The organism is Paraburkholderia terrae (genome assembly GCF_002902925.1).
Taxonomy (GTDB): domain Bacteria; phylum Pseudomonadota; class Gammaproteobacteria; order Burkholderiales; family Burkholderiaceae; genus Paraburkholderia; species Paraburkholderia terrae.
Map to the genome: position 1 here is coordinate 984,469 of NZ_CP026111.1, position 23,476 is coordinate 1,007,944.

Genomic DNA, 23,476 nt, shown 5'->3' on the forward strand with positions numbered 1-23,476 from the left:
TACAACACGCTTTTTCGGCGCCGGGGCTGCCAGACTCGCACTCTCCGCCCCGTGGTGCGCCCGCGTTATACTCTGCACATGCCCCTATCTCCGTTGGAAAGCCGTTTGCGCTACGAATTTCGCAATGCGGAATTGTTGCGTCAGGCTTTAACTCACCGCAGTCACAGTGCCACGCATAACGAGCGGCTGGAATTTCTCGGCGACTCCGTTCTGAACTGCGCGGTGGCTGCGCTTTTGTTCCAACGTTTCGGGAAACTGGACGAGGGTGATCTGTCCCGCGTTCGCGCGAATCTGGTCAAACAACAGTCGCTGTACGAGATTGCTCAGGCCCTGAATATTTCCGAGAGCCTGCGGCTCGGCGAAGGCGAATTGCGCAGCGGCGGTTTCCGTCGCCCGTCCATTCTCGCTGACACGCTGGAAGCCATTCTGGGCGCGATCTTTCTTGATAGCGGGTTCGAGGCGGCGCAGACGGTCATCAAGCGCCTGTACGTGCCGATTCTCGATCACATCGACCCGCGCACCCTCGGCAAGGATGCCAAGACCTTGCTGCAAGAGTATCTGCAGGGCCACAAGATTCCGCTGCCTACCTACACCGTGGTCGCCACGCATGGTGCGGCGCACAATCAGCAGTTCGAAGTCGAATGCACCGTGCCGAAACTGGATGTGAAGGTCTCCGGTTCTGGCGCGAGCCGCCGTGCCGCCGAGCAGGCCGCGGCAAAGAAGGCGCTCGACGAGGTGATGGCGGCGGCGCCCGCCATGGTGGCCAAGCCGAAGCGCTCGAAGAGCGCGCGCGCCGCCAAGCAGGCCGAGTCCGAAATCGTGCCGGGCGTGACAGGCGTTCAGGCGGCGCTCGATCTGCGCGCGCCCGATACGCGCAGGTCCGACCGAGCGTCACGCGCCGCCGAGGCGAAGCTGGTGACACCCGAGGTACCGTCGGCGGGACAGGTGGCTGCGGCGGCGCCGCTCGCGGTCATACGCGCGGCGCATGTCGAGTACAGCCAGGAATCCGCGGGCGGCGACAAGACCGAGCGCGCCACGCGCGTGGCAGACAAACCGGAGACGGTACTGAAACTGGCCGACCGTCCGGCAGAGCGCCAGAATCAGGACAAGCCCGATACGCCGGCGCGTGCAGCGGAAAAGACGTCCGAGAAGCCTGTCGAAAAACCGGCTGACAAGGCGTCGGACAAACCCGCCGACAAATCTGCGGAAAAGCCCGCCGAAAAACCCGACACTAACACTCGCGGCGCGGACAAGACCGCGTCGCGCGCCCGCGAGGCCGCTCCCGGCGCAAGCGCGGGCGATCTCGAACCCGGCGTCGCCGGCGCGGTGCATACCCGCGTGGCCGATGCCGGTCATTGAACGCTATCCGACGTGGACGCGCTCGATCTGACGCGCGTCCGCACGAACCTGCCGTAGTACGAATATGAACGCTCCCACTCCCACTGGTTTTCGCTGCGGCATGGTCGCAATCGTCGGCCGCCCGAACGTCGGCAAGTCGACGTTGATGAACGCGCTGGTCGGCCAGAAAGTCAGCATCACGTCGCGCAAGGCGCAGACGACCCGCCACCGCATCACGGGCATCAACACGATCGACGACGCGCAGTACATTTTTGTCGACACGCCTGGCTTTCAGACGCGTCACAGCACCGCGCTGAACCGTTCGCTGAATCGCGCGGTCACGTCGACGCTGTCGTCTGTCGATGCCGTGCTGTTCGTGATCGAAGCCGGCCGCTTCGGTCCCGACGACCAGAAGGTGCTGGATCTGATCCCGAAGTCCGCGCCGACGCTGCTCATCGCGAATAAACTCGACCGCGTGAACGACAAGGATTCGCTGTTCCCGTTCATGCAGCAGATGAGCGCGCTGCGCGAGTTCCGGGAGATCGTTCCGCTGTCGGCGAAGAATCCCGACGACATCAAGCGCCTGCTGGCGACCGTCAAGCCCTATCTGCCCGAAGGCCAGCCGATCTACGGCGAAGACGATCTGACCGATCGCAGCGAGCGTTTTCTCGCCGCCGAAATTCTGCGCGAGAAAGTGTTCCGCTGGACGGGCGACGAACTGCCGTACACGAGCACGGTGCTCATCGACAAGTTCGAGACGGAAGGGCGTCTGCGCCGCATTTTCGCGACGATCCTCGTCGAGCGCGATATGCACAAGGCGATGATCATCGGCCAGAAGGGCGCGAAGCTGAAGCAGATCAGCACGGAAGCGCGCCTCGACATGGAGAAGCTGTTCGACGGCCCCGTGTATCTCGAGACGTTCATCAAGGTGAAGAGTGGCTGGGCCGACAATGAAGCCGGACTCCGCGCCTATGGTTACGAATGACGACGGCGCACCGGACACCCAATCTGACGCGTGGATGACGCCGCCGAACGAAACTCACCCTGACGCCGATCCTGACGACGCCCCCGCTCACGACGAGCAGCCGGCCTCGTTCGCGCCGCCGCCACGCGCAAAGCCGGCGCGTCCCGCACGTTCGACGAAACGCAGCGCACCGCGCCAGGACGGCGATGACTTCGGCGAAGGCGGCGATCACGCCGAAGCCGCGCTGCGCAAGACCTCGGGCCGTCGTTCGACGTCGCGCGTGCCGCGTGCGCCAGCTTCCGACTTCCGCATCTCCGAGCAGCCCGCGTTCGTGCTGCATAGCTATCCGTATCGCGAAACGAGCCTGATCGTCGACGTGCTGTCGCGCGATCACGGCCGCATTGCGCTCGTCGCGAAGGGTGCGAAGCGTCCGCATTCCGCGCTGCGCGGCGTGCTGCAGACGTTCCAGCCATTGTCGCTCGCATGGTCCGGCAAATCGGAAATGCGTACGCTGACGGGCGCCGAGTGGGTTGGCGGCATGTTGCCGCTCGGTGGCGACGCGCTGCTGTGCGGCTTCTACGTGAACGAATTGCTCGTCAAGTTTCTCGCGCGCGAAGATCCGCATCCCCAACTGTTCCATCACTACGTCGTCACGCTGACGCGCCTTGCGCACGACGAGCCGCCCGTGCAGGTGCTGCGCTCGTTCGAGCGCGTGTTGCTGCGCGAAACCGGCTACGCGATGTCGCTCAACCGCACGGTGGCGCGCAAGGCCGTGGTGCCTGAAGGCCGGTACGTGTTCGATCCCGAGCGCGGCGTACGCGAAGCATCCGGCGAGTATCCTTCGAACTGGCCTGTGATCAGCGGACAGACCTTGCTCGACATGGAGCAGGACGATTACCATCGAGCGCAGACCGTCGCGCAAAGCAAGACGCTGATGCGCTTTTTGCTCAACACCTATCTGGGCGGCACGCCGCTCGCAACCCGCCAGATCCTGATCGACCTGCAGAATCTATGAGCTTCTTTCTGACTTCACCGACTGTGATCGATCTCGGCGTGAACATCGATCACGTCGCCACGCTGCGCAACGTGCGCGGCACGTCCTATCCCGATCCGATCCGCGCCGCGTTGCAGGCTGAAGAGGCGGGCGCCGATGCAATCACGCTGCATCTGCGCGAAGACCGCCGCCATATCGTCGATGCCGACGTGCGCGCGCTGCGCTCGCAACTGAAGACGCGCATGAACCTCGAATGCGCGGTGACGCAGGAAATGCTCGACATCGCGTGCGAAGTGCAGCCGCACGACGTGTGTCTGGTGCCGGAAAAGCGTCAGGAACTGACGACGGAAGGTGGCCTCGACGTGGTCGGGCACTTCGAGGCAGTGCGTGCCGCTTGCAAGCAACTGGCTGACGCCGGCTCGCGCGTGTCGCTCTTCATCGATGCCGACGAAACGCAGATTCGCGCCGCGCACGAAGCGGGCGCGCCCGTGATCGAACTGCACACGGGCGCTTACGCGGAAGTGCATGACGCGAGCGAACAGCAGCGCGAGTACGAGCGCATCGTACGCGGCGTGGAGTTCGGCGCGTCGCTGGGGCTGAAGGTCAACGCGGGTCACGGCCTGCATTACACGAACGTGCAGCAGATTGCGGCGATCGAAGGCATCGTCGAACTGAACATCGGCCACGCGATCGTTGCGCACGCGATCTTCGCGGGCTGGGACAACGCCGTGCGCGAGATGAAGGCGATCATGGTCGCCGCGCGTCTCGCAGCGCGTGCTTAACCAGACACGGCAACACTGATAAACGGATAGCGACGGTACACGTATGGCGATCTACGGCATTGGCACCGACGTCGTTCAGGTAAGCCGCGTCGCGGCGGTGATGCAGCGCACTAACGGACGCTTCGCCGAGAAAGTGCTCGGCCCCGATGAGTTGCGCATCTATCACGCGCGCAACGCACGCTCGCAAGTGCGTGGCCTCGCGTTTCTCGCGACGCGTTTCTCCGTAAAGGAAGCGTTCTCGAAAGCGATCGGACTCGGCATGCGCTGGCCGATGACGTGGCGCGCGTTGCAGACGCTGAACGAACCGAGTGGCCGTCCGATGTGCGTCGCGTCGGGCGAGCTCGCCGACTGGCTCGCCGAGCGCGGGATCACGTCGCAAGTGACTTTGTCCGATGAGCGCGATTACGCCGTGTCGTTCGTGATTGCCGAGACTGCTAACCCTTCCGCCTGATTCTTTCGACGCGGCGCAAAAACGGCGCCGCGTTCTTCCTTTTCCTTCACGAACCCGATGAAACTGACTCCTGGCCCGGTGATGCTCGACGTCGTCGGCAAGACCTTGAACGCCGACGACGAGCGCCGCCTCGCACATCCGATGACGGGCGGCGTGATCCTGTTCGCGCGCCACTTCGAGAGCCGCGCGCAACTCGTCGCGCTGACGGACGCGATCCGAAACATACGCGAAGATCTGCTGATCGCCGTCGATCACGAAGGCGGCCGCGTGCAGCGCTTTCGCACTGACGGCTTCACAGTGTTGCCCGCGATGGGCAAGCTCGGCGCGTTGTGGGATGAAGACGTACTGCGCGCGACCAAGGTGACGACGGCCGTTGGTTACGTGCTCGCGTCCGAGTTGCGCGCGTGCGGTATCGACATGAGCTTCACGCCCGTGCTCGATCTGAACTATGGAAACTCGCAGGTGATCGGCGACCGCGCATTCCATCGCGATCCGCGCGTCGTGACGATGCTTGCGAAGAGCCTCAATCACGGTCTCGCGCTTGCGGGCATGGCGAACTGCGGCAAGCATTTTCCGGGACACGGGTTTGCGTCGGCGGATTCACACGTCGCCGTGCCCGTCGACGAACGCACGCTCGATGAGATTCTCGGCGAAGACGTCACGCCGTACGATTGGCTCGGCTTGTCGCTCGCGTCGGTGCTGCCGGGACACGTGATTTATCCGAAGGTCGACAGCAAGCCGGCGGGTTTCTCGCGCGTGTGGATTCAGGACATTCTGCGCACGAAGCTCGGCTTCGAAGGCGCGATTTTCAGCGACGATCTGTCGATGGAAGCGGCGCGCCAGGGCGGCACGCTGACGCAAGCCGCGACGGCCGCGCTCGAAGCCGGTATCGACATGGTGCTGATCTGCAATCAGCCCGACGAGGCAGGCAAGGTGCTCGACGCGCTGCGCTTCATGCCGTCGGAAGAATCGAGGCAGCGTCTCGAACGGATGCGGCCGCGCGGCGACGCGCTGTCGTGGACGCAGTTGATGGAGGAGCCGCAGTATCAGCAGGCGCAGGCGTTGCTGCGCGAGGCGTTCGCGGGCTGATCTTCGCTTCGCGGTCGAAATAAAAAAGGACGGGTCCAATGGGAGCCCGTCCTTTTGCTTTTGTGACGCGCGACTTCAGTTCAGACGCATGCGCTGCAGTTTGTTGTACAGCGTCTTCGGACTGATGCCGAGCAGTGACGCCGCGCGATGCCGCGTGCCGCCGACGGCATCGAGCGTCGCGCGAATCAGCATTTCCTCGACATCGGCGAGCGGCGTGCCGACGGTGACCTGCACGCGGCCCCCGTTCAGATCGCGGCCGCCTGCGCCGTTGCCTTCGTCGGCGCGCAGCGTCTCCAGCACGTCGCCGGATGCGTGATACGCGCGCCGCACGCGGTCCTGCAACTCGCGCACGTTGCCCGGCCATTCATACGCCAGACATTCGCGGACGAAATTCGGCCCGACCAGCTTGGTCGCATCCGCGACACCGCGCGCGTTGGCTTCGTCGTTCAGTTCGTCGACGAGCGCCTGCGCGAAGAGAGCAGGGTCTTCGCCGCGCTCGCGCAGCGGCGGCAACGACAGCGCGGCCGCTTCAAGGCGCAAGCCGAGATCCTGATGCAGCGTGCCTTCGGCGACAGCCGAGCGCGGTGCCTTACGTGTCGATGCGATCAGCCGGAAATCGGTCGCCACCTGATTCGTGCCGCCGACGCGCATGAACGTCTGCGAATCGAGCGCGCTCAGCAACGCTTCCTGCTGCGCGCGCGGCAGCATCGTGATCTCGTCGATGAAGAGCGTGCCGCCGCTCGCCTGTTCGAAGAGACCGGGCTCGCGTTGCTCCGCGCCGCCGAACGCGCCACGTTCGTGGCCGAACAGCAGACTGTCGAGCGGCCGGCCGCCCGCGACGGCTTGCGCCGAGCGGCAGTCGAGCACGACGAACGGGCCTTTGCGGCGCCGGCTCATCTCGTGCAGCGTGCGCGCGGCGACTTCCTTGCCGGTGCCCGCTTCGCCCGAAATCAGCACGGCCGCTTCTGTCGGCGCGACGTGCTCGATCGAATCGTAGACATGCTGGATCGCGCCGCTGCGACCGATCATCGGCCCAAAGCGGCCCATGCGGCGCAGCTTGGCACGCAGCGTCTGTACTTCCTCGGTGAGTTCGTACGGACGCGGAATGCGCGCCAGCAGGCTGCGCAGGCGTGGAATGTTGACAGGCTTGAGCAGGTAGTCCCAGATGCCATGGCGCAAGCCTTCGATCGCGCTTTCGACCGTCGCATTGCCCGTCATCACGATCACGGGCAACGCGCCGCCGGGCGGCTGCGCGGGCAGATGCTGGAGCAGGTCGAGGCCGCCGCCGTCGGGCAGATTCAGGTCGACCAGCACGACGTCGGGGATGAAGCGTGTCAGGGCTGCGCGTGCTTCGGAGAGCGTGATCGCGGTGTCGACGGAGAAACCGTCGGCGGCGAGAATCGCGGACAGGCCTGACAGGCTATTAGGATCGTCTTCGACAATCAGGGCATGTGGCATATCGAGCGCAACTGTTCAGATGGACGGATGCCCGACGCACGCGGCTCGCCGTAGGCGGCGCCGCACGCACGGACGCTTGATGAGTGAGCTTGAAGCGGCCAATGCTCCCTCCCGGTAGACGTGGCGGGCTGGACGCGACCCCGATCAGAAAGGCCGGTTGCTGTCGAAGAAACGGCGCACTTCGAGTTCCGCTTCGTCGCGGGTCTTGCCATAGCGTTCCTGGATCAGACCCGCCAGCTTGTCGGCGCGGCCTTCCGCCTTGGTCAGTTCGTCGTCCGTGAGTTCGCCCCACGCGGTTTTCGCCTTGCCGATCATCTGTTTCCACTTGCCTTCAGCGATATCGTTGTTCATGAAACCTCCCGTTTTCGAATGTACGAAAGCCTTATAGGCCTGAACTATTCCGTAAGCAGAAGGCGTGCCCAACCGGACTTTCCTGAAAAACCGACGTGAGCGCGGGCTAAAAACACCGGCCGCGCGAGCCGACCTGGCAAAATTGCATGACTGGCCGGTAAAGTTTTCCACCACCATACACGGTCGCGAAAAAAAGAAAAAGCGCCCCGAAGGGCGCTTTTTAATTCAAAAACCCTGAGTTGACTCAGGGCTTAAGACGAATGCAATGCGGCGCGATTCAAATTTATGCGCGGCTGCGATATTCGTTGGTACGCGTGTCGATTTCGATCTTGTCGCCGATGTTGCAGAAGAGCGGCACTTGCAGTTCGAAGCCGGTGTTCAGCTTGGCCGTCTTGAGCACCTTGCCCGACGACGTATCGCCCTTGACAGCCGGTTCCGTGTAGATGATTTCGCGGACCAGCGTGGTCGGCAGTTCGACCGAGATTGCCTTCTCGTTGTAGAACACGACTTCGCAAGCCATGCCGTCTTCGAGGTAGTTCAGCGCGTCGCCCATCATTTCGGCTTCGACTTCGAACTGGTTGTAGTCCGCGTCCATGAACACGTACATCGGGTCGGCGAAGTACGAATACGTGACTTCCTTGCGGTCCAGCAAGACGACGTCGAACTTGTCGTCCGCCTTGTACACGCTTTCCATGCCCGCGCCCGTCAGCAGGTTCTTGAACTTCATCTTGACGACGGCGGAGTTACGGCCCGACTTGTTGTATTCGGCCTTCTGCACGACCATCGCGTCGGTGCCGATCATCACCACGTTGCCGGTGCGGAGTTCTTGAGCGATCTTCATAAAACTGTCCTGTACGAAATAAGGTGCTTCAACTTTTGCTCAACGGCATACGGCGTAAGCGGGTTCGGCGCCCGGCGCGCGCTTGACATCTCGTTCAGCAGCCTGAAGGCAGATCGAGCTGGAGTGCGCGGTGAGCGGGGCCGGTGCTTGCCGGAGTGGCGCCGATGTTCCCTGACGCCTTGTTCCGTGCTTCGTCCGTCTGCTTCTTTTACCCGAAGCGGGCGCGTACGCGTGTGACACTGGCTGACACAGCCGTGAAGGCAGACTTTCGATCCGCCGCCGGTCTGGCCGCCGTGCCGCGCTTGCGTCGTCGGCCGTTGGATAACCGCTTATTTTAACTGACTTTTTGCGAATCCGGCTAGATTTCCGGCGAGATCGCCGATCGACGCGAGTTCGCGAGCCCAGTCGGCTGCGCGTGCGTCGAGCAGCTGACGGTGGCGTTGCAGTTCGGCCCAGTCGGGCGTGCCGTTGCCGTTCCATGCATGCCAGAAACGGCCGAGCGCAGCGCGGGCGGCGGCGGGAAGGCCGTGCGCGTAGTGCGCGAGGGCGGCGTCGAGCTTCGGCAGATGGGCGTCATCGGCCTGCGGGTAGATGTGCCAGACAAACGGCCGTGCGGCCCATTGCGCGCGCACGAACGAATCCTCGCCGCGTACGAAATTGATGTCGCTCGCCCACAGCAGTTCGTCGTAGCCGGGCTGGTCGGTGAACGCGAGCGCGTGCGCGCGCAGGCTGCCGCGCGACGTATGCGTGCCCCCCGCGAACGACGGCAGGCCGAAAAACCGCGCAACGGCGCCCGAAATGCGGCCTTCGGGCACGAGCAGCACGACTTCGCGTTCGGCGTCGCGCCATTGCTCGAGCAGGCTGTCGACGGCAGGGTTCTCGTAGGCGAACAGCGAGACGACGGTGGCGTCCCTGGATGGCGGCGCGCTGCCTGTCGTCGCTTGCCACCAGGCGGCGCGCACGTCGGGTGACGCTTCGAAGGCGGCGCGTCGCGTGTCGAGATCGCGCTCCTTCAGCACGCCGCCCGTGCCCTTGCCGAGCCCCGGGAAGAAGAACGTTTTGTTCAACGCGTGACGCGGATGCGGCGACGGCCGCAAATGAAAGTCCGCGACCCAGTCCTCGCCGCTCAGATACTCGAGGTTGAACCAGACGGGCACGCGCTCGCGCCGCGCCATCGCCCCCACATACACGTGCGGCAGCTCGCATGCGAACGCTTCGATCACGACGTCCGCCACCTGCAGGGTATCGCCAGCGTGCGCCGGTTCGTGCCAGTGCTCGACGACGATGCCGTCCACCGTCTGTCGCGCGCTTTTCACATCGACGGATGCATTGAGCTTGTGAAACGCATGCAGATCATCGACGAAGACGCGCACCTGCCAGCCATGCTCGCTCGCGAGTTGCCGCGCGAGCCGCCAACAGACGCCGATGTCGCCGAAGTTGTCGATCACCGCGCAGAAAATGTCGCACGCGATCGTCGACGGCTGCAACGCTTGAGGGGGAGCGGAAGACATGATGGCGGCGCCTGGGTTCGGGCGTGAGCGGAATGTTCTAAACTGGCGATTCTAAAGCACATCACCCACATGACGCGCCGTGCGTACGCGGCGTCCAATCCGATTCTGCATGACCCGATCCGATCCCACTCCCGCAGCCGGTTCCGTCGCGAAGCCCGGCGTGCCCGAAGTCGTCGCCGAAGACTTCGACCCGAAGAAGGTGTTGCGCCAGTTGCCGCACATGCCGGGCGTCTATCGCTATTACGATGCACAGGGCGCGGTGCTGTACGTGGGCAAGGCGCGCGATCTGAAGAAACGCGTGTCGAGCTACTTCACGAAGACGCTGCTGTCGCCGCGCATCGCGATGATGGTCACGCGGATCGCGAAGATCGAAACGACGGTCACGCGTTCCGAAGCCGAAGCGCTGTTGCTCGAGAACAATCTGATCAAGGCTTTGGCGCCGCGCTACAACATCCTGTTTCGCGACGACAAGTCATATCCGTATCTGAAGCTCACGGGCCATCAGTTTCCGCGCATGGCGTATTACCGCGGTTCGGTCGACAAGAAGAACCAGTACTTCGGACCGTTCCCGAGCGCGTGGGCAGTGCGTGAGAGCATTCAGATCCTGCAGCGTGTATTCCAGTTGCGCACCTGCGAAGACTCCGTGTTCAACAACCGCACGCGGCCGTGCCTCCTGCATCAGATCGGACGATGCACGGCCCCATGCGTCGCCGCGATCAGCGAAGAAGACTACGCACGCGATGTGTCGAACGCGTCGCGCTTCCTGCTCGGACGTCAGTCGGAGGTGATGAACGAACTCGAGCAGAAGATGCACGCTTTCGCGAGCGAGCTGAAGTTCGAGCAGGCAGCGGCTGTGCGCAATCAGATGAGTTCGCTGTCGACGGTGCTGCATCAGCAGGCCATCGAAGTGGGCGGCGAGAGTGACGTCGACATTCTGGCCGTCGTCGCGCTTGGCGGCCGCGTGTGCGTGAACCTCGCGATGGTGCGCGGCGGCCGGCATCTCGGCGACAAGGCGTATTTCCCGACGCATGTCGAAAGCGCGTTGACAGCGGAAGAGGGCGGTTTCGACGATGGCGATGAAATCGTGCCGGTTGAGCCTGCGACCGTGATCGATGTCGAGGCGGAGTTGGGCGAGGAGTCCGATGAAGTCATGAGTGTCGACGAAGACGCGCCGGAGGAAAGCAGCGAAGAACCCGAAGTCGCTACTGGCGCGGATGCAGACGCCGACACCGGCAAGAAGCCGCGCCGCACGCCCGGCATCGAATCGGAAGTGCTCGAAGCGTTTATTGCCCAGCATTATCTGGGCAATCGCGTGCCGCCCGTGCTCGTGGTCAGCCACGCGCCCGCGAGCCGCGAACTCGTCGATCTGCTGATCGAGCAGGCCGGGCACAAGGTCACGCTGTTGCGCCAGCCGCAAGGCCAGAAGCGCGCCTGGCTCGCGATGGCCGAGCAGAACGCGAAGATCGCGCTCGCGCGGCTGTTGTCGGAGCAAGGCTCGCAGCAATCGCGTACGCGCGCGCTTACCGACACGTTGTCGCTCGAATTCGAAGACCTCGCGCATCTGCGCATCGAATGCTTCGACATCAGTCATACGATGGGCGAAGCGACGCAGGCGTCGTGCGTCGTTTATCACCATCACAAGATGCAGTCGTCCGAGTACCGGCGTTACAACATCACGGGCATTACGCCTGGCGACGACTACGCGGCCATGCGTCAGGTGCTCACGCGGCGCTACGAGAAGATGGTCGCGCAGGCCGCGGCAAACGCGAACGACGAAGCGGCCGAGCTGCAACCCGAAGCCGCCGCCGATCCGGCCGTTACAACGGAGGGCGCAGAACCCGTTGCCGCGGGCGGGTTGTTGCCGAACATCGTGCTGATCGACGGCGGCAAAGGGCAGGTCGAGATCGCGCGCCAGGTATTCAACGAACTCGGGCTGGACCTCGGCATGCTCGTCGGCGTCGCAAAGGGAGAAGGACGTAAGGTTGGCCTCGAGACGCTCGTATTCGCGGATGGCCGCTCGTCGCTCGAACTCGGCAAGGAAAGCGCGGCGCTGATGCTGGTCGCGCAGATCCGCGACGAGGCGCACCGTTTCGCGATCACGGGCATGCGCGCGAAGCGCGGCAAGACGCGGCAGACGTCGCGGCTCGAGGAACTGGAAGGCGTCGGCGCGAAGCGGCGTCAGCGGCTGCTGGCGCGCTTTGGCGGCTTGCGCGGCGTGGTGGCGGCGAGTATCGACGATCTCGCTAGCGTCGAGGGCATTTCACGCGCGCTTGCCGAGCAGATTTATCGTCAGTTGCATTAAACGTGTCAGCATCTACGTATGCCGCCGCGCCATGCGCCCGGGCCTTGCTTGTGGCTCGCCCGGTGAAGCGGCACAATTGCATCTCTTATCTCAGAACGTAGCGCCTGCCCATGCCGTTTAATTTCCCGATCTTCCTGACGTGGCTGCGGATTGTGTTGATTCCGCTCGTCGTGGGCGTGTTCTATTTGCCGGACATGATGCTGAGTCCGGCGCACCGCAATCTGGCCGCCGCGACGATTTTCATCCTCGCCGCGCTGACCGACTGGTTCGACGGTTTTCTCGCGCGTAAGTGGAACCAGACGTCCGCGTTCGGCGCATTCCTCGATCCCGTCGCCGACAAGCTGATGGTGACAGCCGCCTTGCTCGTGCTCGTACAGTTGTCGCGTCTCGATTCGGCGATCGCGCTTGTGATCGTCGGTCGCGAAATTGCGATTTCGGCACTGCGCGAATGGATGGCGCAGATCGGCGCGTCGAAGAGCGTCGCGGTGAACTCGCTCGGCAAGTTCAAGACGGCCTGCCAGATGACCGCGATCCCGATGCTGCTGTTCTATGGTCCGTTATCGCTCGGCGTGTTCTCGATCGACACGCGCGTGTGGGGTTTGTGGCTCATCTATCTCGCCGCGTTCCTCACGATCTGGTCGATGCTGTACTACATGAAGCTTGCGTGGCCGCAGATCCGCGAGCGCGGTGGTATGGCGTGACGTAGCGGTTGATGTCGCGGCGTCAGCGCGATGTGTCAGTAGAATTTTCAATCTCTCGTACAAAAAGAGTTGACACGATTCGGCGGCTTCTACATAATCTCGTTTCTCCGGTGAACGCGCTGCTAATAAACAGCGCGAAACACTAGGAAGCAGTAGAAGCAAAACGCGGGAGTAGCTCAGTTGGTAGAGCGCAACCTTGCCAAGGTTGAGGTCGCGAGTTCGAGACTCGTCTCCCGCTCCAGATTTCGAAGCAGCGTTTTGCAGCAAGCAGTCAGCAGGGCGTTGTAAAGCAGTAAAGCGCAGGTTCATGCGGGAGTAGCTCAGTTGGTAGAGCGCAACCTTGCCAAGGTTGAGGTCGCGAGTTCGAGACTCGTCTCCCGCTCCACACATAGGGGGAAGCCAAGCTTCCCTTTTTGTTTGATGCTTCGGTAGAAGCGTCGAGCGCAGATGGCCCTGATGTCGTGTTTTTCAGGCCATCGCACACAATCTGCGAGCCGTTGCAACTGCAACAAAGTACGGTTCGGTAGTCCGCTTTTGGCGCGATAGCAAAGCGGTTATGCAGCGGCCTGCAAAGCCGTTTAGACCGGTTCGACTCCGGTTCGCGCCTCCAGAAGCAAAGAAAAGCCCCGAGATTTCGGGGCTTTTCTTTTTTCAGCGCGTGGTTTCGCGCCCGAGCAACGTCACGACTGGACGGCAACGTATGCAAAGCAAAGAGACTTCTTCTATCGAATGGCGCTGGAAGGCTTTCGACGATCTGACGAACGTCGAGGTCTACGACATGCTCGCCGCTCGCGCAGCCGTCTTCGTGATCGAGCAGAACTGCTTGTATGGCGATGTCGATGGACTCGATATCGGCGCATGGCATCTGTTCGCGTACGGCTCGCAGCAGCCGTCCGGCACGCGCGCGAAACTGGCGGGCTATCTGCGCGTGCTGCTGCCTGATAACGAGGACGCCGATATCCGCATCGGCCGCGTGCTGACGACGGCCGATTTCCGCGGACAAGGCCTCGGCAGCGCGATGCTCGAAACGGTGCTCGGCCATATCCATGCGCAGTGGCCCAGCACGCCCATTCGTCTGCATGCGCAGGCGCATCTGCAGCCGTTCTATGGCGCGTTCGGCTTCGAGCCGATTTCAGACGTGCATGAAGAGGACGGCATCCCGCATATCTGGATGCGTTCTGCCTGACGCTTGCTGTTGGTATGTCTGAATGCAGATCAACGGTCGGCGTGCGCGACCACGGGCGTGCTGGCAGACGCAGGCACGTACGCATGGCGCTCGTCACGCAGACGCGCTCGAGCCGACAGTCTCATCCAGTGACGCAGCGCGAGCACGGCGCCGATCACGCTCATCATCGAACCTGGAATCCATAGCAACAGTCCGCCGATCTGCTGATCGCGCATCGGACTGAGCCATGTGAACGCGCGTCCGCAGATCGAATAGACAGGATAGAGTTCGCGCGGCGAAAAGAAGATGAACGCGCCGAGCATGATCTGCGGCGGAATCGCAGCGACGACCAGCAGCACGCGTTTGCCGGGCGATAGCCGTGCGGGCGGCGCGGGCCGCGCATCGAGCACGAGCCACCAGAACATCAACCCGTCGATCACCATGCTCCAGTTCATCACGCGATACAGCCGCCAGTCGAGCATCGCGACGAAGTGAATCGGCGAGAGCAGCCAGAAATAGATCAGTCCAACGAACAGAACGACGGCGACGACGGGATGAAACAGAACATCGAGCGTCGCGCGCACGTAACGCGTCTGTAGCGCGGGCCGCACGTAGCGTTGCCGCCACGCGAATGGAATGCCTGCGCGCAGCGCCGCGCCGGGATACGACAGCGTGATGAAGAACGGCCCGAGATGATGCAGCACCAGATGCTGCGCGCGATGCATGAAGAACTCATGCTCGAAGAAATAATCGAGCCGTGTGTGAAGCGCGACATAGAGCGCTGCCAGCCCGAACCAGAACGACAACTGCCGCGCCACCGACACCTTCGCCTTGCGCACACCGCGCGCGAACAGCAGCGCGGCTAGCAGCACCACGATCACCATGGTCGGCGACGGCTCCCAGGGTTCGAGCCAGTAGAGCAAAGTCATCGCGGGTTCATCACCCGCCGTTACTTGGTCTGCGAAGGCGATTTGACGGCGAACGGCGCATCGAGCGTTTCGCCGTCGGAGAACTGCAGCTTCAGATGCACCGTGTCGCCCGGCGCGATCTTGTGCTTCGCTTCTTCGAGCATCACGTGATAGCCACCCGGCGCGATCGACGCCTGGCCGTGCGCGGGCACCGTCAGCTTGTCGACCATCACCATCTTTTGCGTCGAACCGTTCGACACTGTCTGATGCAGCATCGCGCTGCCGTAATCGGCGCTCGACACGTCGACCAGATCGATCGCCGTGTCGCTCGAGTTGGTCAGCGTGACGTACGCGGCGGCGGGCAGATTGTTCGGCAGCCAGCGGACCCATGCGTTCTGCACGGCGATGGCCTGCTTGCTGTCGGCAGCGTGCGCGGCGATGCTGCTCGTGGCGACGAACGCGAAAGCGACGGCGCAAACCAGCGTGTGAATCCTCGAAAGTGTTTTGATTTGTTGTGTCATGGCGAACCTGTGAGAAATCAGGATTGGTCTTCAATGATACGGCGCACGTCTCGCGCGATGACGTCGGGCGAGTCGTGGTCCGTGGCGAGCAGGCGCGCGCGATTGCGTGCGTCGAAGATGTAGACGGCCGAACTGTGCGTCACATCGTAATTGCCGTTCGGGTCGCGCTTTTCCATCTGATACGCAACGCGGTAATGCCTTGCCATCTGCTCGATCTGTCCATCCGTGCCCGTCAGGCCGAACGCATGCTGCGAATCGAATGCGCCGACGTAGTCGTGCAACGCGCTGGGCGTGTCGCGCGCGGGATCGACGGTGACGAACAGGATGCGAACATTCTGCGCGTCCGGCCCGAGCTTGCCGATGACCTGCATCAGACGCCCCATCGTTTCAGGGCAGACATCGGGGCAATGCGTATAGCCGAAGTACACGAGCGACACGCGTCCTTTGAGCGTATCCGCCGCGACGGGCCGGCCGTCGTCGCCCGTCAGCGTGAAATCGAGGTCGGGCAGATGGCCGCTCACGTCCGTCAACTGCCACGGTTCACCTTGATGCGAGCATCCGGCGCTGCCGAGCGCCGCGTACAGCACGACGCTCAACGCCGCGACGCGCATTGACGTAGAAGCGTGCGGAGCGAGGAAGCGGGAGATGGACACCAGTGCTTTCGGGAACAAAGGCAGTTTCGACGACTCGATTCAGAACAGGGCGCAGCGTAATGCAAGCGCCGCGATTGGCATGACTCGATGGCGCCCCATGCTATTCCATGTCCACGGCGCGCGCCGTTGCGACTCTATCGCAATTTCAGACGCGTCGTTGTACCGTGGCCCTGTGAGGGAAAAAGCGAGTCAATATGCCGCAGAGCGTTGAAAGGCGGCCGTAGCCGGATCGTGCGGAATTTGCATTCCGTTCGTCGGGGCGACAGCCCGGAACGCCCGCCCGCGCGGCACGAAAACTTACTTTCTCGAAAAAACGACCGATGCGCGGTAAGATGCGCACACTTTTCCGGCTGCAAGCGGCTGAGAGGCAACGTACACCGATGCAAGCACTTCCGGCTTTTCTGTCTCCGACGGAGACGGCATTTTTCTTCGATTTCGACGGCACGCTCGTCGATCTGGCACCGACGCCCGACGGCGTGCTGGTCCAACCCGAGGCGATCGCCTTGCTCACCGAACTCCGGCGTCTGACGAACGGCGCCGTGGCGATCGTGTCGGGACGCGGGATCGACAGCATCGACCAGTTTCTCGGCATGCCCGATATGCCCATCGCCGGACTGCACGGCGCCGAGCGGCGCGACGCGAACGGCGACACGCAGCGTATCGGTTTCAACGACGACCGGCTGCTGCGCATGGAGCAGGTGCTCGCTGAAGTCGTCAACGCGAATCCCGGCATGCTGCTCGAAATCAAGGGCGCGGCGCTCGCGATGCACTATCGCAACGCGCCCGATCGCGAACCGGTAGCGCGCGAAGCGACAACCCGGCTGGTCGCCGAATACCCGGGCGCCTATGTGCTGCAGCCGGGCAAGATGGTCTATGAAATCAAGCCGAAGGACGTCGACAAAGGCCGCGCGCTGCGCGCCTTTCTGGACGAGCCGCCGTTCACGGGCCGCACGCCCGTGTTCGCGGGCGACGATCTGACTGACGAGAAGGGCTTCGTGGTCGTCAACGAAAAGGGCGGTCTGTCGATCAAGGTCGGCGGTGGCGATACGATCGCGCGCTCGCGCATCGGCTCGGTGAGCGCGCTGCTCGCGTGGCTGTCGGAAATCGTCGCGGCGGCGCGCAAGGCATGATGGCATCCGTTCATCCGCGCCTCGCTCCTGTTCAGCACGGAAATCTCGCGTCATGAGCCGACTGATCATCGTATCGAACCGCGTCGCGCCGATTTCGGAGGGCGGCCCCGCGGCGGGCGGCCTGGCCGTCGGCGTCTACGATGCGTTGAAGGAAACGGGCGGCATGTGGTTCGGCTGGAGCGGCGACGTGCTCGGTTCCGGCCAGCCGCAGATCAAGCTCGAAGAGCGCGGCCCGGTGACGTTCGCGACCATCGGCCTCGTGCGGCGCGACTACGACCAGTATTACCGCGGTTTCTCGAACGCGACGCTGTGGCCCGCGTTTCATTACCGGCCCGATCTGCTGCAGTATGACCGGCACGATTTCGAAGGCTATTGCCGCGTCAATACTTGGCTCGCGCAAAAGCTGGTGCCGCTGCTGCGCGACGATGACGTCATCTGGGTCCACGACTATCATCTGATTCCGTTCGCGCAGGCACTGCGCGCGGCGGGCGTGAAGAACCGCATCGGCTTCTTCCTGCACATTCCGTTTCCGGCGGCGCAGGTGCTGCTCGCCGTGCCGCCGCATCGCGCGCTCGTCGAGGCGCTGTGTTCGTTCGATCTGCTCGGCTTCCAGACCAAGCCAGATCTGCGCGCGTTCTGCGATTACATCGTCAACGAGGCGGACGGTTCCATCGAAGCCTCGGCGCAAGGGCCGACCGTGGTACACGGGTTCGGCCGCATACTGCGTGCGGCAGCCTATCCGATCGGCGTGTATCCCGACGAAATCGCCGAGCTGGCGAAAGCGGGCGAGGGCGACAAGCCGGTTCGCACGATCGAAGCGACGCTGCACGCGCGCAAGCTGATCATGAGCGTTGACCGGCTCGATTATTCGAAGGGACTGGTCGAGCGATTTCGCGCGTTCGAGCGGCTGCTCGAGCATTCGCCTTCGTATCGGGACAAGGTGTCGTTCCTGCAGATCGCGCCGCCGACGCGTTCCGATCTGCACGCGTACCAGGAAATCCGCTTGCAGCTCGAAGGCGAGTCGGGGCGCATCAACGGCCGCTTTGCGGAGCTGGACTGGACTCCTATCCGCTATATCCATCGACAGTACGAACGGCCCGTGCTTGCGGCGTTGTTTCGCACTGCGCATGTCGGCTACGTGACGCCGTTGCGCGACGGGATGAATCTCGTCGCGAAAGAGTATGTGTCGGCGCAAGATCCGGAAGATCCCGGCGTGCTGGTGCTGTCGCGTTTCGCGGGCGCCGCCCAGGAGCTGACGGGCGCGCTGATCGTCAATCCCGTCGATATCGACGGCATGGCCGATGCGCTCGGCACGGCGCTTTCGATGCCGCTTGCCGAACGCAAGGCGCGCTACAACGACATGATGGTGCAGCTGCGCGAGAACAACGTGTCCGTGTGGCGCGACAACTTCATGCGCGACCTGCAGCAGATGCCGAGCGCGCAACCGGTGGTGAGCGAAGCCGCTGAGGATTGATCGGTTTCTCGCTGCCGCACCAATAGAAAAAGCCGCTTCTTCGAAGCGGCTTTTTTCATGGCGCGTCAGTTCGGAAGCACGTTATGCGACATGCTGCTCGTCGAACTTCTTGCCACCTACATGCAGTGTCGAATGCTTGCCGAACTGCTTCGACAGCAGGTCGCGATACAGGCCCGGACGATTGCGCAGTTCTTCGGGGCTGCCGTCGTCGATCACCTTGCCCGCGCTCATCACGATGATGCGGTCGAAGTTGTGCAGCGTCGACAGGCGGTGCGCAATCGCGACCACTGTGCGGCCGACCATCAGCCGGTCGAGGGCTTTCTGGATCGCTTCCTCGGACGCGCTGTCGAGCGCGGAGGTCGCTTCGTCGAGCAGCAGGATCGGCGCGTTCTTCAGGATCGCGCGCGCAATCGCGATGCGCTGACGTTGACCACCTGACAGCTTCACGCCGCGGTCGCCGACGATCGTATCGAAGCCCTCCGGCATCGCCTCGATAAAGTCCGAGCAACGGGCTTCGCGCGCAGCGGCGAGCACTTCGTCGCGCGTCGCTTCAGGCCGGCCGTACGCGATGTTTTCATAGACCGAGCGGTGGAACAGCGAGATGTCCTGCGGCACCAGCGCGATCGAGTGGCGCAGGCTGTCCTGCGAGATCGACGAGACATCCTGACCGTCGATCAGGATGCGTCCGGCCTGGGTTTCATAGAAGCGTTGCAGCAGCGCGAGCACGGTCGACTTGCCCGCGCCCGACTTGCCGATCAGGCCCACGCGTTGGCCCGCCGGAATGTCGAGATCGAAATGATCGAGAATCGGGCGGCGTTTGGGATAGGCGAACGTCACCTTGTCGAAGGTCACGCGGCCGCCTTGCGGCACGAGTTCGACGGCGTCGTTGTGGTCAGGCATGCCGTGCGGCTCGAGCAGCGTCTTCACGGCTTCCGCGAGACGTGCGACGTGCTGCGTCACGTCGACGAGCGCGACGGCCAGATCGCGCGTGCCGTGCAGGATCGTAAAACCAAGCGAGCTGACCAGCACGATGTCGCCCGAGGTCGCCTTGCCCTGATCCCAGAGCCACAGCGCCCAGCCGAGCAGCCCCGCCGACAGCAGCGCCGTGATGACCGCGTGCAGCAGACGCAGCTTCTCCAGATACAGCAGGCTTTGCTGGCGCGCGACCATTTCCGACTTCACGGTCGCGCTGAAGCGTTTCTGCTCGCGGAACGTCATGCCGAACGCGCGCACGAGGCCCATGTTGCCGATCACGTCGACGAGTTCGCCGTCGACAGCGGCCGCCTTGCTCGCGAAGGTGTGATGGCGAGCCGAGCCACGGCCAGCCAGCTTGAACAGCACGACAGACAGAATCGCCGAGCAGGTCAGCAGGCCGAGCGCCATCAACGGATTGACGGCGGTGATCATCACGATCGCGCCGACCACCGCGATGCACGGCGGCAGCACGTTCCACGCAGTCGTGTTTTCGGCTGTGTAGACGGCGTTCGACGTCGCCGTGATCCGGCTCGCCAGCGTACCCGGCTGTTTCTCCGCGTAGTAGGTCGGCGAATGGCCCGTCAGATACTGGAACAGGTCCTTACGAAGATCGCCCGTGACGGCCACGAACGTATGCGCGGCGACCCAGCCGCCAACACGCCACAACAGGTTGTCGGCGGCGATCAGGCCGACCAGGATCGCGAACGCGCCCCACAGCGGCCCTGGATGATGACGGCCCGCGCCGAGCACATCGATCAAATGCTTGATCGCGTATTGCGAAGCGAGCGCACAGCCCACGGCCGCGAACACGCTGCCCAGCACGATCAGATGAGCGACTGGATGGCGGCGGATAAAGCGGAAAAGGAACGCAAGCGGCCGGTGCGCATAGCTCGCAAGCTTTGCGTTATGGGCGTTTCGCTGGGCAATGGTCAGATGTTCCAATTGTTCGTTTGGTCTGTCAGTGTCGGTTTGAGACGTCTGAAACGGGTTCAGGTCGTGCAACGGCCGTGCCTGGGAACGGCCCGTAACACCAGCGTAGGCCTCGCATTGTAAACATGCAAAAGCCATTTCGCATGGCGGTACAGCCAATGGGGGCGCGATTATTTTCGCGACACGTACCGGTAAGGTTTCCCAGCCTTGACCCGCGAGCGGGCAAGGGGTTCACGACAGCGCCGTGAATTTTCGAGATATAATTACAGATTGCATACGAGCCGGCGAGGCGGAATTTGATTGAGTTCCAGCCGTCGCAGACGGGTCAACGATGACCGCGGTCGAACGGCTTGCGACGCCAGTGCCGAAGCAGGGCTCCCACTGTAAAACACCTTGAGAAAACAAGGGTTTGCGAAGTGTTTCGCGTTTGTAACAACGTAAAGACTTTGAAATGTAGGGGCCGGTCCGCGAGACAGGCATCGATAATGCATGCTCGGTCGCGTCAGGAAAAAACTGACAGTTTGTCAACGTTCGTTCGTTAGCCGCGTTTATGGCTTTGAGCACAGACTTTGACATCGACCAAGCTGGCGTCTTACCAAGCGATCCATCGCAGGAATTTCTCGAAAGAATCAGGCTCGTGTCCGGTGCAGCTTCAGGCTGCATGCCGAACCGGGCGCCCTGGCGAGCAAGCGAAGTCGCTTTTTCCAAACTGCAGTCTTTTTGCCTGATTTTTTACGAGGAGTTCTCCCTATGCGAATCGCTCAAATCGCTCCCTTGCACGAGGCGGTTCCTCCCAAGCTCTATGGCGGCACGGAACGCGTCGTGTCGTACCTGACGGAAGCGCTCGTCGAGCTGGGACATGACGTGACGCTTTTTGCCAGTGGCGATTCGCAAACCTCCGCGAAGCTCGAAGCTTTCTGGCCGCAGGCGTTGCGTCTGGACCCGACCATTCGCGACGTGATGGCGCCGCACATGCTGCTGCTCGAAGAAGTCCGCCGCCGCGCGGAAGAATTCGACGTGCTGCATTTCCACATCGACTACTACCCGTTCTCGCTGTTCGCGCGCCAGCCGGTGCCGTTCCTGACGACCATGCACGGCCGTCTCGATCTGCCCGAACTGCAGCCAGTCTTCAACACGTTCAGCGACGTGCCCGTCGTGTCGATCTCGGACAACCAGCGCCAGCCGCTGCAACAGGCTCACTGGCTGTCGACGGTCTATCACGGTCTGCCGGAAAACGTGCTCACGCCGATCCCCAACGTCGAGCCGGGCTACCTCGCATTCCTCGGCCGCGTCTCGCCGGAGAAGGGCCTCGACCGCGCGATCCGCATCGCTGGCCAGGCGGGCATGAAGCTCAAGGTCGCCGCCAAGATCGACAAGGCCGACCGCGCCTACTACGAAGAAGTGATCAAGCCGCTGATGGCGCTGCCGCACGTCGAGTACATCGGCGAAATCGGCGAAGCCGAAAAGCGTGAGTTCCTCGGCAACGCGCATGCACTGGTGTTCCCGATCGACTGGCCGGAGCCCTTCGGTCTGGTGATGATCGAGGCGATGGCTTGCGGCACGCCTGTGATCGCGTTCAAGCGCGGCTCGGTGCCGGAAGTGATCGAAAACGGCGTGTCGGGCTTTGTCGTCGAAGACGAAATCAGCGCTGTTGCCGCGCTCAAGCGTCTCGACCAGCTGCCGCGCGCGCAAGTGCGCAAGGCGTTCGAATCGCGCTTCACGTCGAAGGTGATGGCTCAGAACTACCTGAAGACCTACGAAGAACTGCTGCACGCAAAGCGCCGCACGGTGCTGCGCGAAGTCAACGCAGGCTGATCCCCGTCGAAGCAGGCCGCGAGAGGGTTGTTTAACTCCTGCGCGGTCCGTTGGATGGGCCGACAACGCCCCGCATGTGTCGAACATGCGGGGCGTTGTTGCATTTGCGCTGCACGCCGATGCGAAACGCGCGCGGAATGTACCGAAAGTGCGCGTTCGTGGTCCTGTAACCGTGAGACGAATCGGTAATATCCCTATAATGGCCGTGCCGCAAATCCGGCGCAGCCGGTCGATATGAGGAGATAGCTTTGGCGAGAACGAAACAGACGCGTGCGAGCGCGGCGCCCGGCGCCGGCACGATGTTCGCGCTTCGCGCCATCGGTCTCGTGATACTGGCGCGCTGGCTCTTCTCGATGGGTGAGATGGACCCGCTGACGGCACTGCAGGCGATGGCCTCGTCGCCATGGGCATGCATCAATCTCGTCTTTCTCTTTCTGCTGATCTTCCTGCCGGGCGCGAAGGCGCGCGCCGAGCGGCCGTTCCATCCGTTGCCGCAATGGTTGCGTCAGGCGCTGCGCGTGTTTGCGTTCCTGGGCTTGCTGTTCGCGGTCTGGTCGGTGGGCGCGTTCGTCTGGGCGGCCGGCTGGCGGCGCGCGTTCAACACGGTCGCCGCGACCAACGGCTGGCTGCTTGCAGCGCCGACGCTGTACGCCGTGGTCGTGTGGATCTGCCGTCCGCGGGCGCTGTGGCGGACGAATATCGCTGCGCGCCGCTTTGCGATCGGCCGTTTTGCCATTTCGATCGATGCCGTCACCCGTACCGCCATCGTATGGGCTGAAAGCCGCAAGCTCGGCCAGTACGACGCACGCGAGTTGTCGTTGCGCTGGCACGACGGGACTGAGCGCGCGGCCGGTATGCCGCGCGCGGCACAGGCCGTCGATCTGTCAGGCGCGCAGCCGGCGACCATGCCACCCATTTCGAACGGGCACGCGACGCTCGAGCGCGCGGGTGTCGGCGGCTTGTTGCGCCGTCCGAAAGTCGAGTTGATGTGGGATTCGCCCGCTGCCGCCGGCCACAACCGGCAGACTGTGTTCAGGACGCCGTTATCGACGGAAGGCGATCGCGTCGCAGCGCGGGCGCTCGACGCGAGTCTGCGCCAGGCCTGAATTTACTTTCCGGGTGC

The 23,476-nt window shown here is 63.1% G+C and carries 22 protein-coding genes and 3 tRNA genes; 17 read left to right on the forward strand and 8 right to left on the reverse strand.

All coding sequences use genetic code 11. The features are described from left to right. Positions 1–78 precede the first annotated feature (78 nt). The 6 genes from rnc to nagZ all read left to right on the forward strand — a co-directional run bounded on the left by rnc (position 79) and on the right by nagZ (position 5,618). Positions 79–1,359, forward strand: coding sequence for a ribonuclease III (gene rnc / locus C2L65_RS04470; protein WP_042306958.1), 1,281 nt, complete (start codon positions 79–81; stop codon positions 1,357–1,359). Between the two features lie 64 nt (positions 1,360–1,423). Beyond that, complete coding sequence (gene era, locus C2L65_RS04475) at positions 1,424–2,323, forward strand: GTPase Era (RefSeq protein ID WP_042306896.1); 900 nt, start codon at positions 1,424–1,426, stop codon at positions 2,321–2,323. Next, the gene (gene recO / locus C2L65_RS04480; protein ID WP_042306960.1) at positions 2,310–3,317 is read left to right on the forward strand and encodes a DNA repair protein RecO; all 1,008 of its coding nucleotides are present in this window, start codon (positions 2,310–2,312) and stop codon (positions 3,315–3,317) included. Before era ends, recO begins: the two co-directional genes overlap by 14 nt. Then, entirely contained in the window at positions 3,314–4,078 is a 765-nt protein-coding gene (pdxJ, locus tag C2L65_RS04485; RefSeq protein WP_042306898.1) for a pyridoxine 5'-phosphate synthase, read from the forward strand. The genes recO and pdxJ overlap by 4 nt, the downstream gene beginning before the upstream one ends. A 43-nt stretch (positions 4,079–4,121) precedes the next feature. After that, positions 4,122–4,529, forward strand: coding sequence for a holo-ACP synthase (gene acpS / locus C2L65_RS04490; RefSeq protein WP_042306899.1), 408 nt, complete (start codon positions 4,122–4,124; stop codon positions 4,527–4,529). 57 nt (positions 4,530–4,586) lie between these two features. Then, positions 4,587–5,618, forward strand: a complete 1,032-nt coding sequence (gene nagZ / locus C2L65_RS04495) for a beta-N-acetylhexosaminidase (RefSeq protein WP_042306901.1) — start codon at positions 4,587–4,589, stop codon at positions 5,616–5,618. Between the two features lie 75 nt (positions 5,619–5,693). Here the strand turns inward: nagZ and C2L65_RS04500 are convergent, their stop codons facing one another. Together C2L65_RS04500 and C2L65_RS04505 are read right to left on the reverse strand one after the other, a co-directional pair. Further along, positions 5,694–7,076, reverse strand: coding sequence for a sigma-54-dependent transcriptional regulator (locus C2L65_RS04500; protein ID WP_042306903.1), 1,383 nt, complete (start codon positions 7,074–7,076; stop codon positions 5,694–5,696). A 144-nt stretch (positions 7,077–7,220) separates the two neighbouring features. Then, positions 7,221–7,427 carry a CsbD family protein gene (locus C2L65_RS04505; RefSeq protein ID WP_007741080.1) on the reverse strand — a complete coding sequence of 69 codons (207 nt, stop codon included), beginning with the start codon at positions 7,425–7,427 and terminating at the stop codon, positions 7,221–7,223. A 64-nt stretch (positions 7,428–7,491) separates the two neighbouring features. Here C2L65_RS04505 and C2L65_RS45380 point away from each other — a divergent pair, with 64 nt between their 5' ends. After that, positions 7,492–7,665, forward strand: coding sequence for a hypothetical protein (locus tag C2L65_RS45380; RefSeq protein ID WP_156132281.1), 174 nt, complete (start codon positions 7,492–7,494; stop codon positions 7,663–7,665). Positions 7,666–7,710: 45 nt separating this feature from the next. Here the strand turns inward: C2L65_RS45380 and efp are convergent, their stop codons facing one another. Next, positions 7,711–8,268, reverse strand: a complete 558-nt coding sequence (gene efp, locus C2L65_RS04510) for an elongation factor P (protein WP_007741081.1) — start codon at positions 8,266–8,268, stop codon at positions 7,711–7,713. A gap of 329 nt (positions 8,269–8,597) precedes the next feature. Beyond that, positions 8,598–9,779 (reverse strand): elongation factor P maturation arginine rhamnosyltransferase EarP, encoded by a 1,182-nt coding sequence (earP, locus tag C2L65_RS04515; protein WP_042306905.1) that lies wholly within the window; start codon positions 9,777–9,779, stop codon positions 8,598–8,600. A gap of 109 nt (positions 9,780–9,888) precedes the next feature. Between earP and uvrC the strand changes: the two genes are divergently transcribed. From uvrC to C2L65_RS04545, 6 genes are all read left to right on the forward strand, one after another. Continuing rightward, a complete protein-coding gene (gene uvrC / locus C2L65_RS04520; protein ID WP_042306906.1) occupies positions 9,889–12,081 on the forward strand; it encodes an excinuclease ABC subunit UvrC in 2,193 nt (730 codons plus the stop codon). A 110-nt stretch (positions 12,082–12,191) separates the two neighbouring features. After that, complete coding sequence (gene pgsA / locus C2L65_RS04525) at positions 12,192–12,782, forward strand: CDP-diacylglycerol--glycerol-3-phosphate 3-phosphatidyltransferase (protein ID WP_007741090.1); 591 nt, start codon at positions 12,192–12,194, stop codon at positions 12,780–12,782. 165 nt (positions 12,783–12,947) lie between these two features. Next, positions 12,948–13,023, forward strand: a tRNA-Gly gene (locus C2L65_RS04530). 68 nt (positions 13,024–13,091) lie between these two features. Then, positions 13,092–13,167, forward strand: a tRNA-Gly gene (locus tag C2L65_RS04535). Positions 13,168–13,318: 151 nt separating this feature from the next. Further along, positions 13,319–13,392: transfer RNA gene (locus tag C2L65_RS04540), tRNA-Cys, on the forward strand. 90 nt (positions 13,393–13,482) lie between these two features. Continuing rightward, a complete protein-coding gene (locus C2L65_RS04545) occupies positions 13,483–13,968 on the forward strand; it encodes a GNAT family N-acetyltransferase (RefSeq protein ID WP_042306908.1) in 486 nt (161 codons plus the stop codon). A gap of 29 nt (positions 13,969–13,997) precedes the next feature. Here C2L65_RS04545 and C2L65_RS04550 read toward each other — a convergent pair whose 3' ends face one another. The 3 genes from C2L65_RS04550 to C2L65_RS04560 are packed head-to-tail and all read right to left on the reverse strand — an operon-like array spanning position 13,998 to position 15,987. After that, positions 13,998–14,876 (reverse strand): cytochrome c oxidase assembly protein, encoded by an 879-nt coding sequence (locus C2L65_RS04550; RefSeq protein WP_042306910.1) that lies wholly within the window; start codon positions 14,874–14,876, stop codon positions 13,998–14,000. A gap of 20 nt (positions 14,877–14,896) precedes the next feature. Beyond that, complete coding sequence (locus tag C2L65_RS04555; protein WP_042306912.1) at positions 14,897–15,376, reverse strand: copper chaperone PCu(A)C; 480 nt, start codon at positions 15,374–15,376, stop codon at positions 14,897–14,899. A gap of 17 nt (positions 15,377–15,393) precedes the next feature. Beyond that, entirely contained in the window at positions 15,394–15,987 is a 594-nt protein-coding gene (locus C2L65_RS04560) for an SCO family protein (RefSeq protein ID WP_042306915.1), read from the reverse strand. Positions 15,988–16,409: 422 nt separating this feature from the next. On the opposite strand from C2L65_RS04560, the gene otsB reads away from it, so the two are divergent. Together otsB and otsA are read left to right on the forward strand one after the other, a co-directional pair. Next, entirely contained in the window at positions 16,410–17,159 is a 750-nt protein-coding gene (otsB, locus tag C2L65_RS04565; protein WP_042306916.1) for a trehalose-phosphatase, read from the forward strand. A gap of 52 nt (positions 17,160–17,211) precedes the next feature. Then, positions 17,212–18,633, forward strand: coding sequence for an alpha,alpha-trehalose-phosphate synthase (UDP-forming) (otsA, locus tag C2L65_RS04570; RefSeq protein WP_042306918.1), 1,422 nt, complete (start codon positions 17,212–17,214; stop codon positions 18,631–18,633). Between the two features lie 81 nt (positions 18,634–18,714). On the opposite strand, the gene C2L65_RS04575 is transcribed toward otsA, so the two are convergent. After that, positions 18,715–20,550, reverse strand: coding sequence for an ABC transporter ATP-binding protein (locus C2L65_RS04575; RefSeq protein WP_042306919.1), 1,836 nt, complete (start codon positions 20,548–20,550; stop codon positions 18,715–18,717). Between the two features lie 738 nt (positions 20,551–21,288). Between C2L65_RS04575 and C2L65_RS04580 the strand changes: the two genes are divergently transcribed. Both C2L65_RS04580 and C2L65_RS04585 read left to right on the forward strand, forming a co-directional pair. Beyond that, positions 21,289–22,353 (forward strand): glycosyltransferase family 4 protein, encoded by a 1,065-nt coding sequence (locus C2L65_RS04580; RefSeq protein WP_042306921.1) that lies wholly within the window; start codon positions 21,289–21,291, stop codon positions 22,351–22,353. Positions 22,354–22,601: 248 nt separating this feature from the next. Then, positions 22,602–23,459, forward strand: a complete 858-nt coding sequence (locus C2L65_RS04585) for a hypothetical protein (RefSeq protein ID WP_042306923.1) — start codon at positions 22,602–22,604, stop codon at positions 23,457–23,459. The last annotated feature ends 17 nt before the right edge of the window (positions 23,460–23,476 follow it).

Bases quoted from the DNA above. Each gene is read 5' to 3' on its own strand.
- rnc (WP_042306958.1), top strand. From the start codon at position 79: ATGCCCCTATCTCCGTTGGAAAGCCGTTTGCGCTACGAATTTCGCAAT.
- era (WP_042306896.1), top strand. From the start codon at position 1,424: ATGAACGCTCCCACTCCCACTGGTTTTCGCTGCGGCATGGTCGCAATC.
- recO (WP_042306960.1), top strand. From the start codon at position 2,310: ATGGTTACGAATGACGACGGCGCACCGGACACCCAATCTGACGCGTGG.
- pdxJ (WP_042306898.1), top strand. From the start codon at position 3,314: ATGAGCTTCTTTCTGACTTCACCGACTGTGATCGATCTCGGCGTGAAC.
- acpS (WP_042306899.1), top strand. From the start codon at position 4,122: ATGGCGATCTACGGCATTGGCACCGACGTCGTTCAGGTAAGCCGCGTC.
- nagZ (WP_042306901.1), top strand. From the start codon at position 4,587: ATGAAACTGACTCCTGGCCCGGTGATGCTCGACGTCGTCGGCAAGACC.
- C2L65_RS04500 (WP_042306903.1), bottom strand. From the start codon at position 7,076: ATGCCACATGCCCTGATTGTCGAAGACGATCCTAATAGCCTGTCAGGC.
- C2L65_RS04505 (WP_007741080.1), bottom strand. From the start codon at position 7,427: ATGAACAACGATATCGCTGAAGGCAAGTGGAAACAGATGATCGGCAAG.
- efp (WP_007741081.1), bottom strand. From the start codon at position 8,268: ATGAAGATCGCTCAAGAACTCCGCACCGGCAACGTGGTGATGATCGGC.
- earP (WP_042306905.1), bottom strand. From the start codon at position 9,779: ATGTCTTCCGCTCCCCCTCAAGCGTTGCAGCCGTCGACGATCGCGTGC.
- uvrC (WP_042306906.1), top strand. From the start codon at position 9,889: ATGACCCGATCCGATCCCACTCCCGCAGCCGGTTCCGTCGCGAAGCCC.
- pgsA (WP_007741090.1), top strand. From the start codon at position 12,192: ATGCCGTTTAATTTCCCGATCTTCCTGACGTGGCTGCGGATTGTGTTG.
- C2L65_RS04545 (WP_042306908.1), top strand. From the start codon at position 13,483: ATGCAAAGCAAAGAGACTTCTTCTATCGAATGGCGCTGGAAGGCTTTC.
- C2L65_RS04550 (WP_042306910.1), bottom strand. From the start codon at position 14,876: ATGACTTTGCTCTACTGGCTCGAACCCTGGGAGCCGTCGCCGACCATG.
- C2L65_RS04555 (WP_042306912.1), bottom strand. From the start codon at position 15,376: ATGACACAACAAATCAAAACACTTTCGAGGATTCACACGCTGGTTTGC.
- C2L65_RS04560 (WP_042306915.1), bottom strand. From the start codon at position 15,987: ATGCGCGTCGCGGCGTTGAGCGTCGTGCTGTACGCGGCGCTCGGCAGC.
- otsB (WP_042306916.1), top strand. From the start codon at position 16,410: ATGCAAGCACTTCCGGCTTTTCTGTCTCCGACGGAGACGGCATTTTTC.
- otsA (WP_042306918.1), top strand. From the start codon at position 17,212: ATGAGCCGACTGATCATCGTATCGAACCGCGTCGCGCCGATTTCGGAG.
- C2L65_RS04580 (WP_042306921.1), top strand. From the start codon at position 21,289: ATGCGAATCGCTCAAATCGCTCCCTTGCACGAGGCGGTTCCTCCCAAG.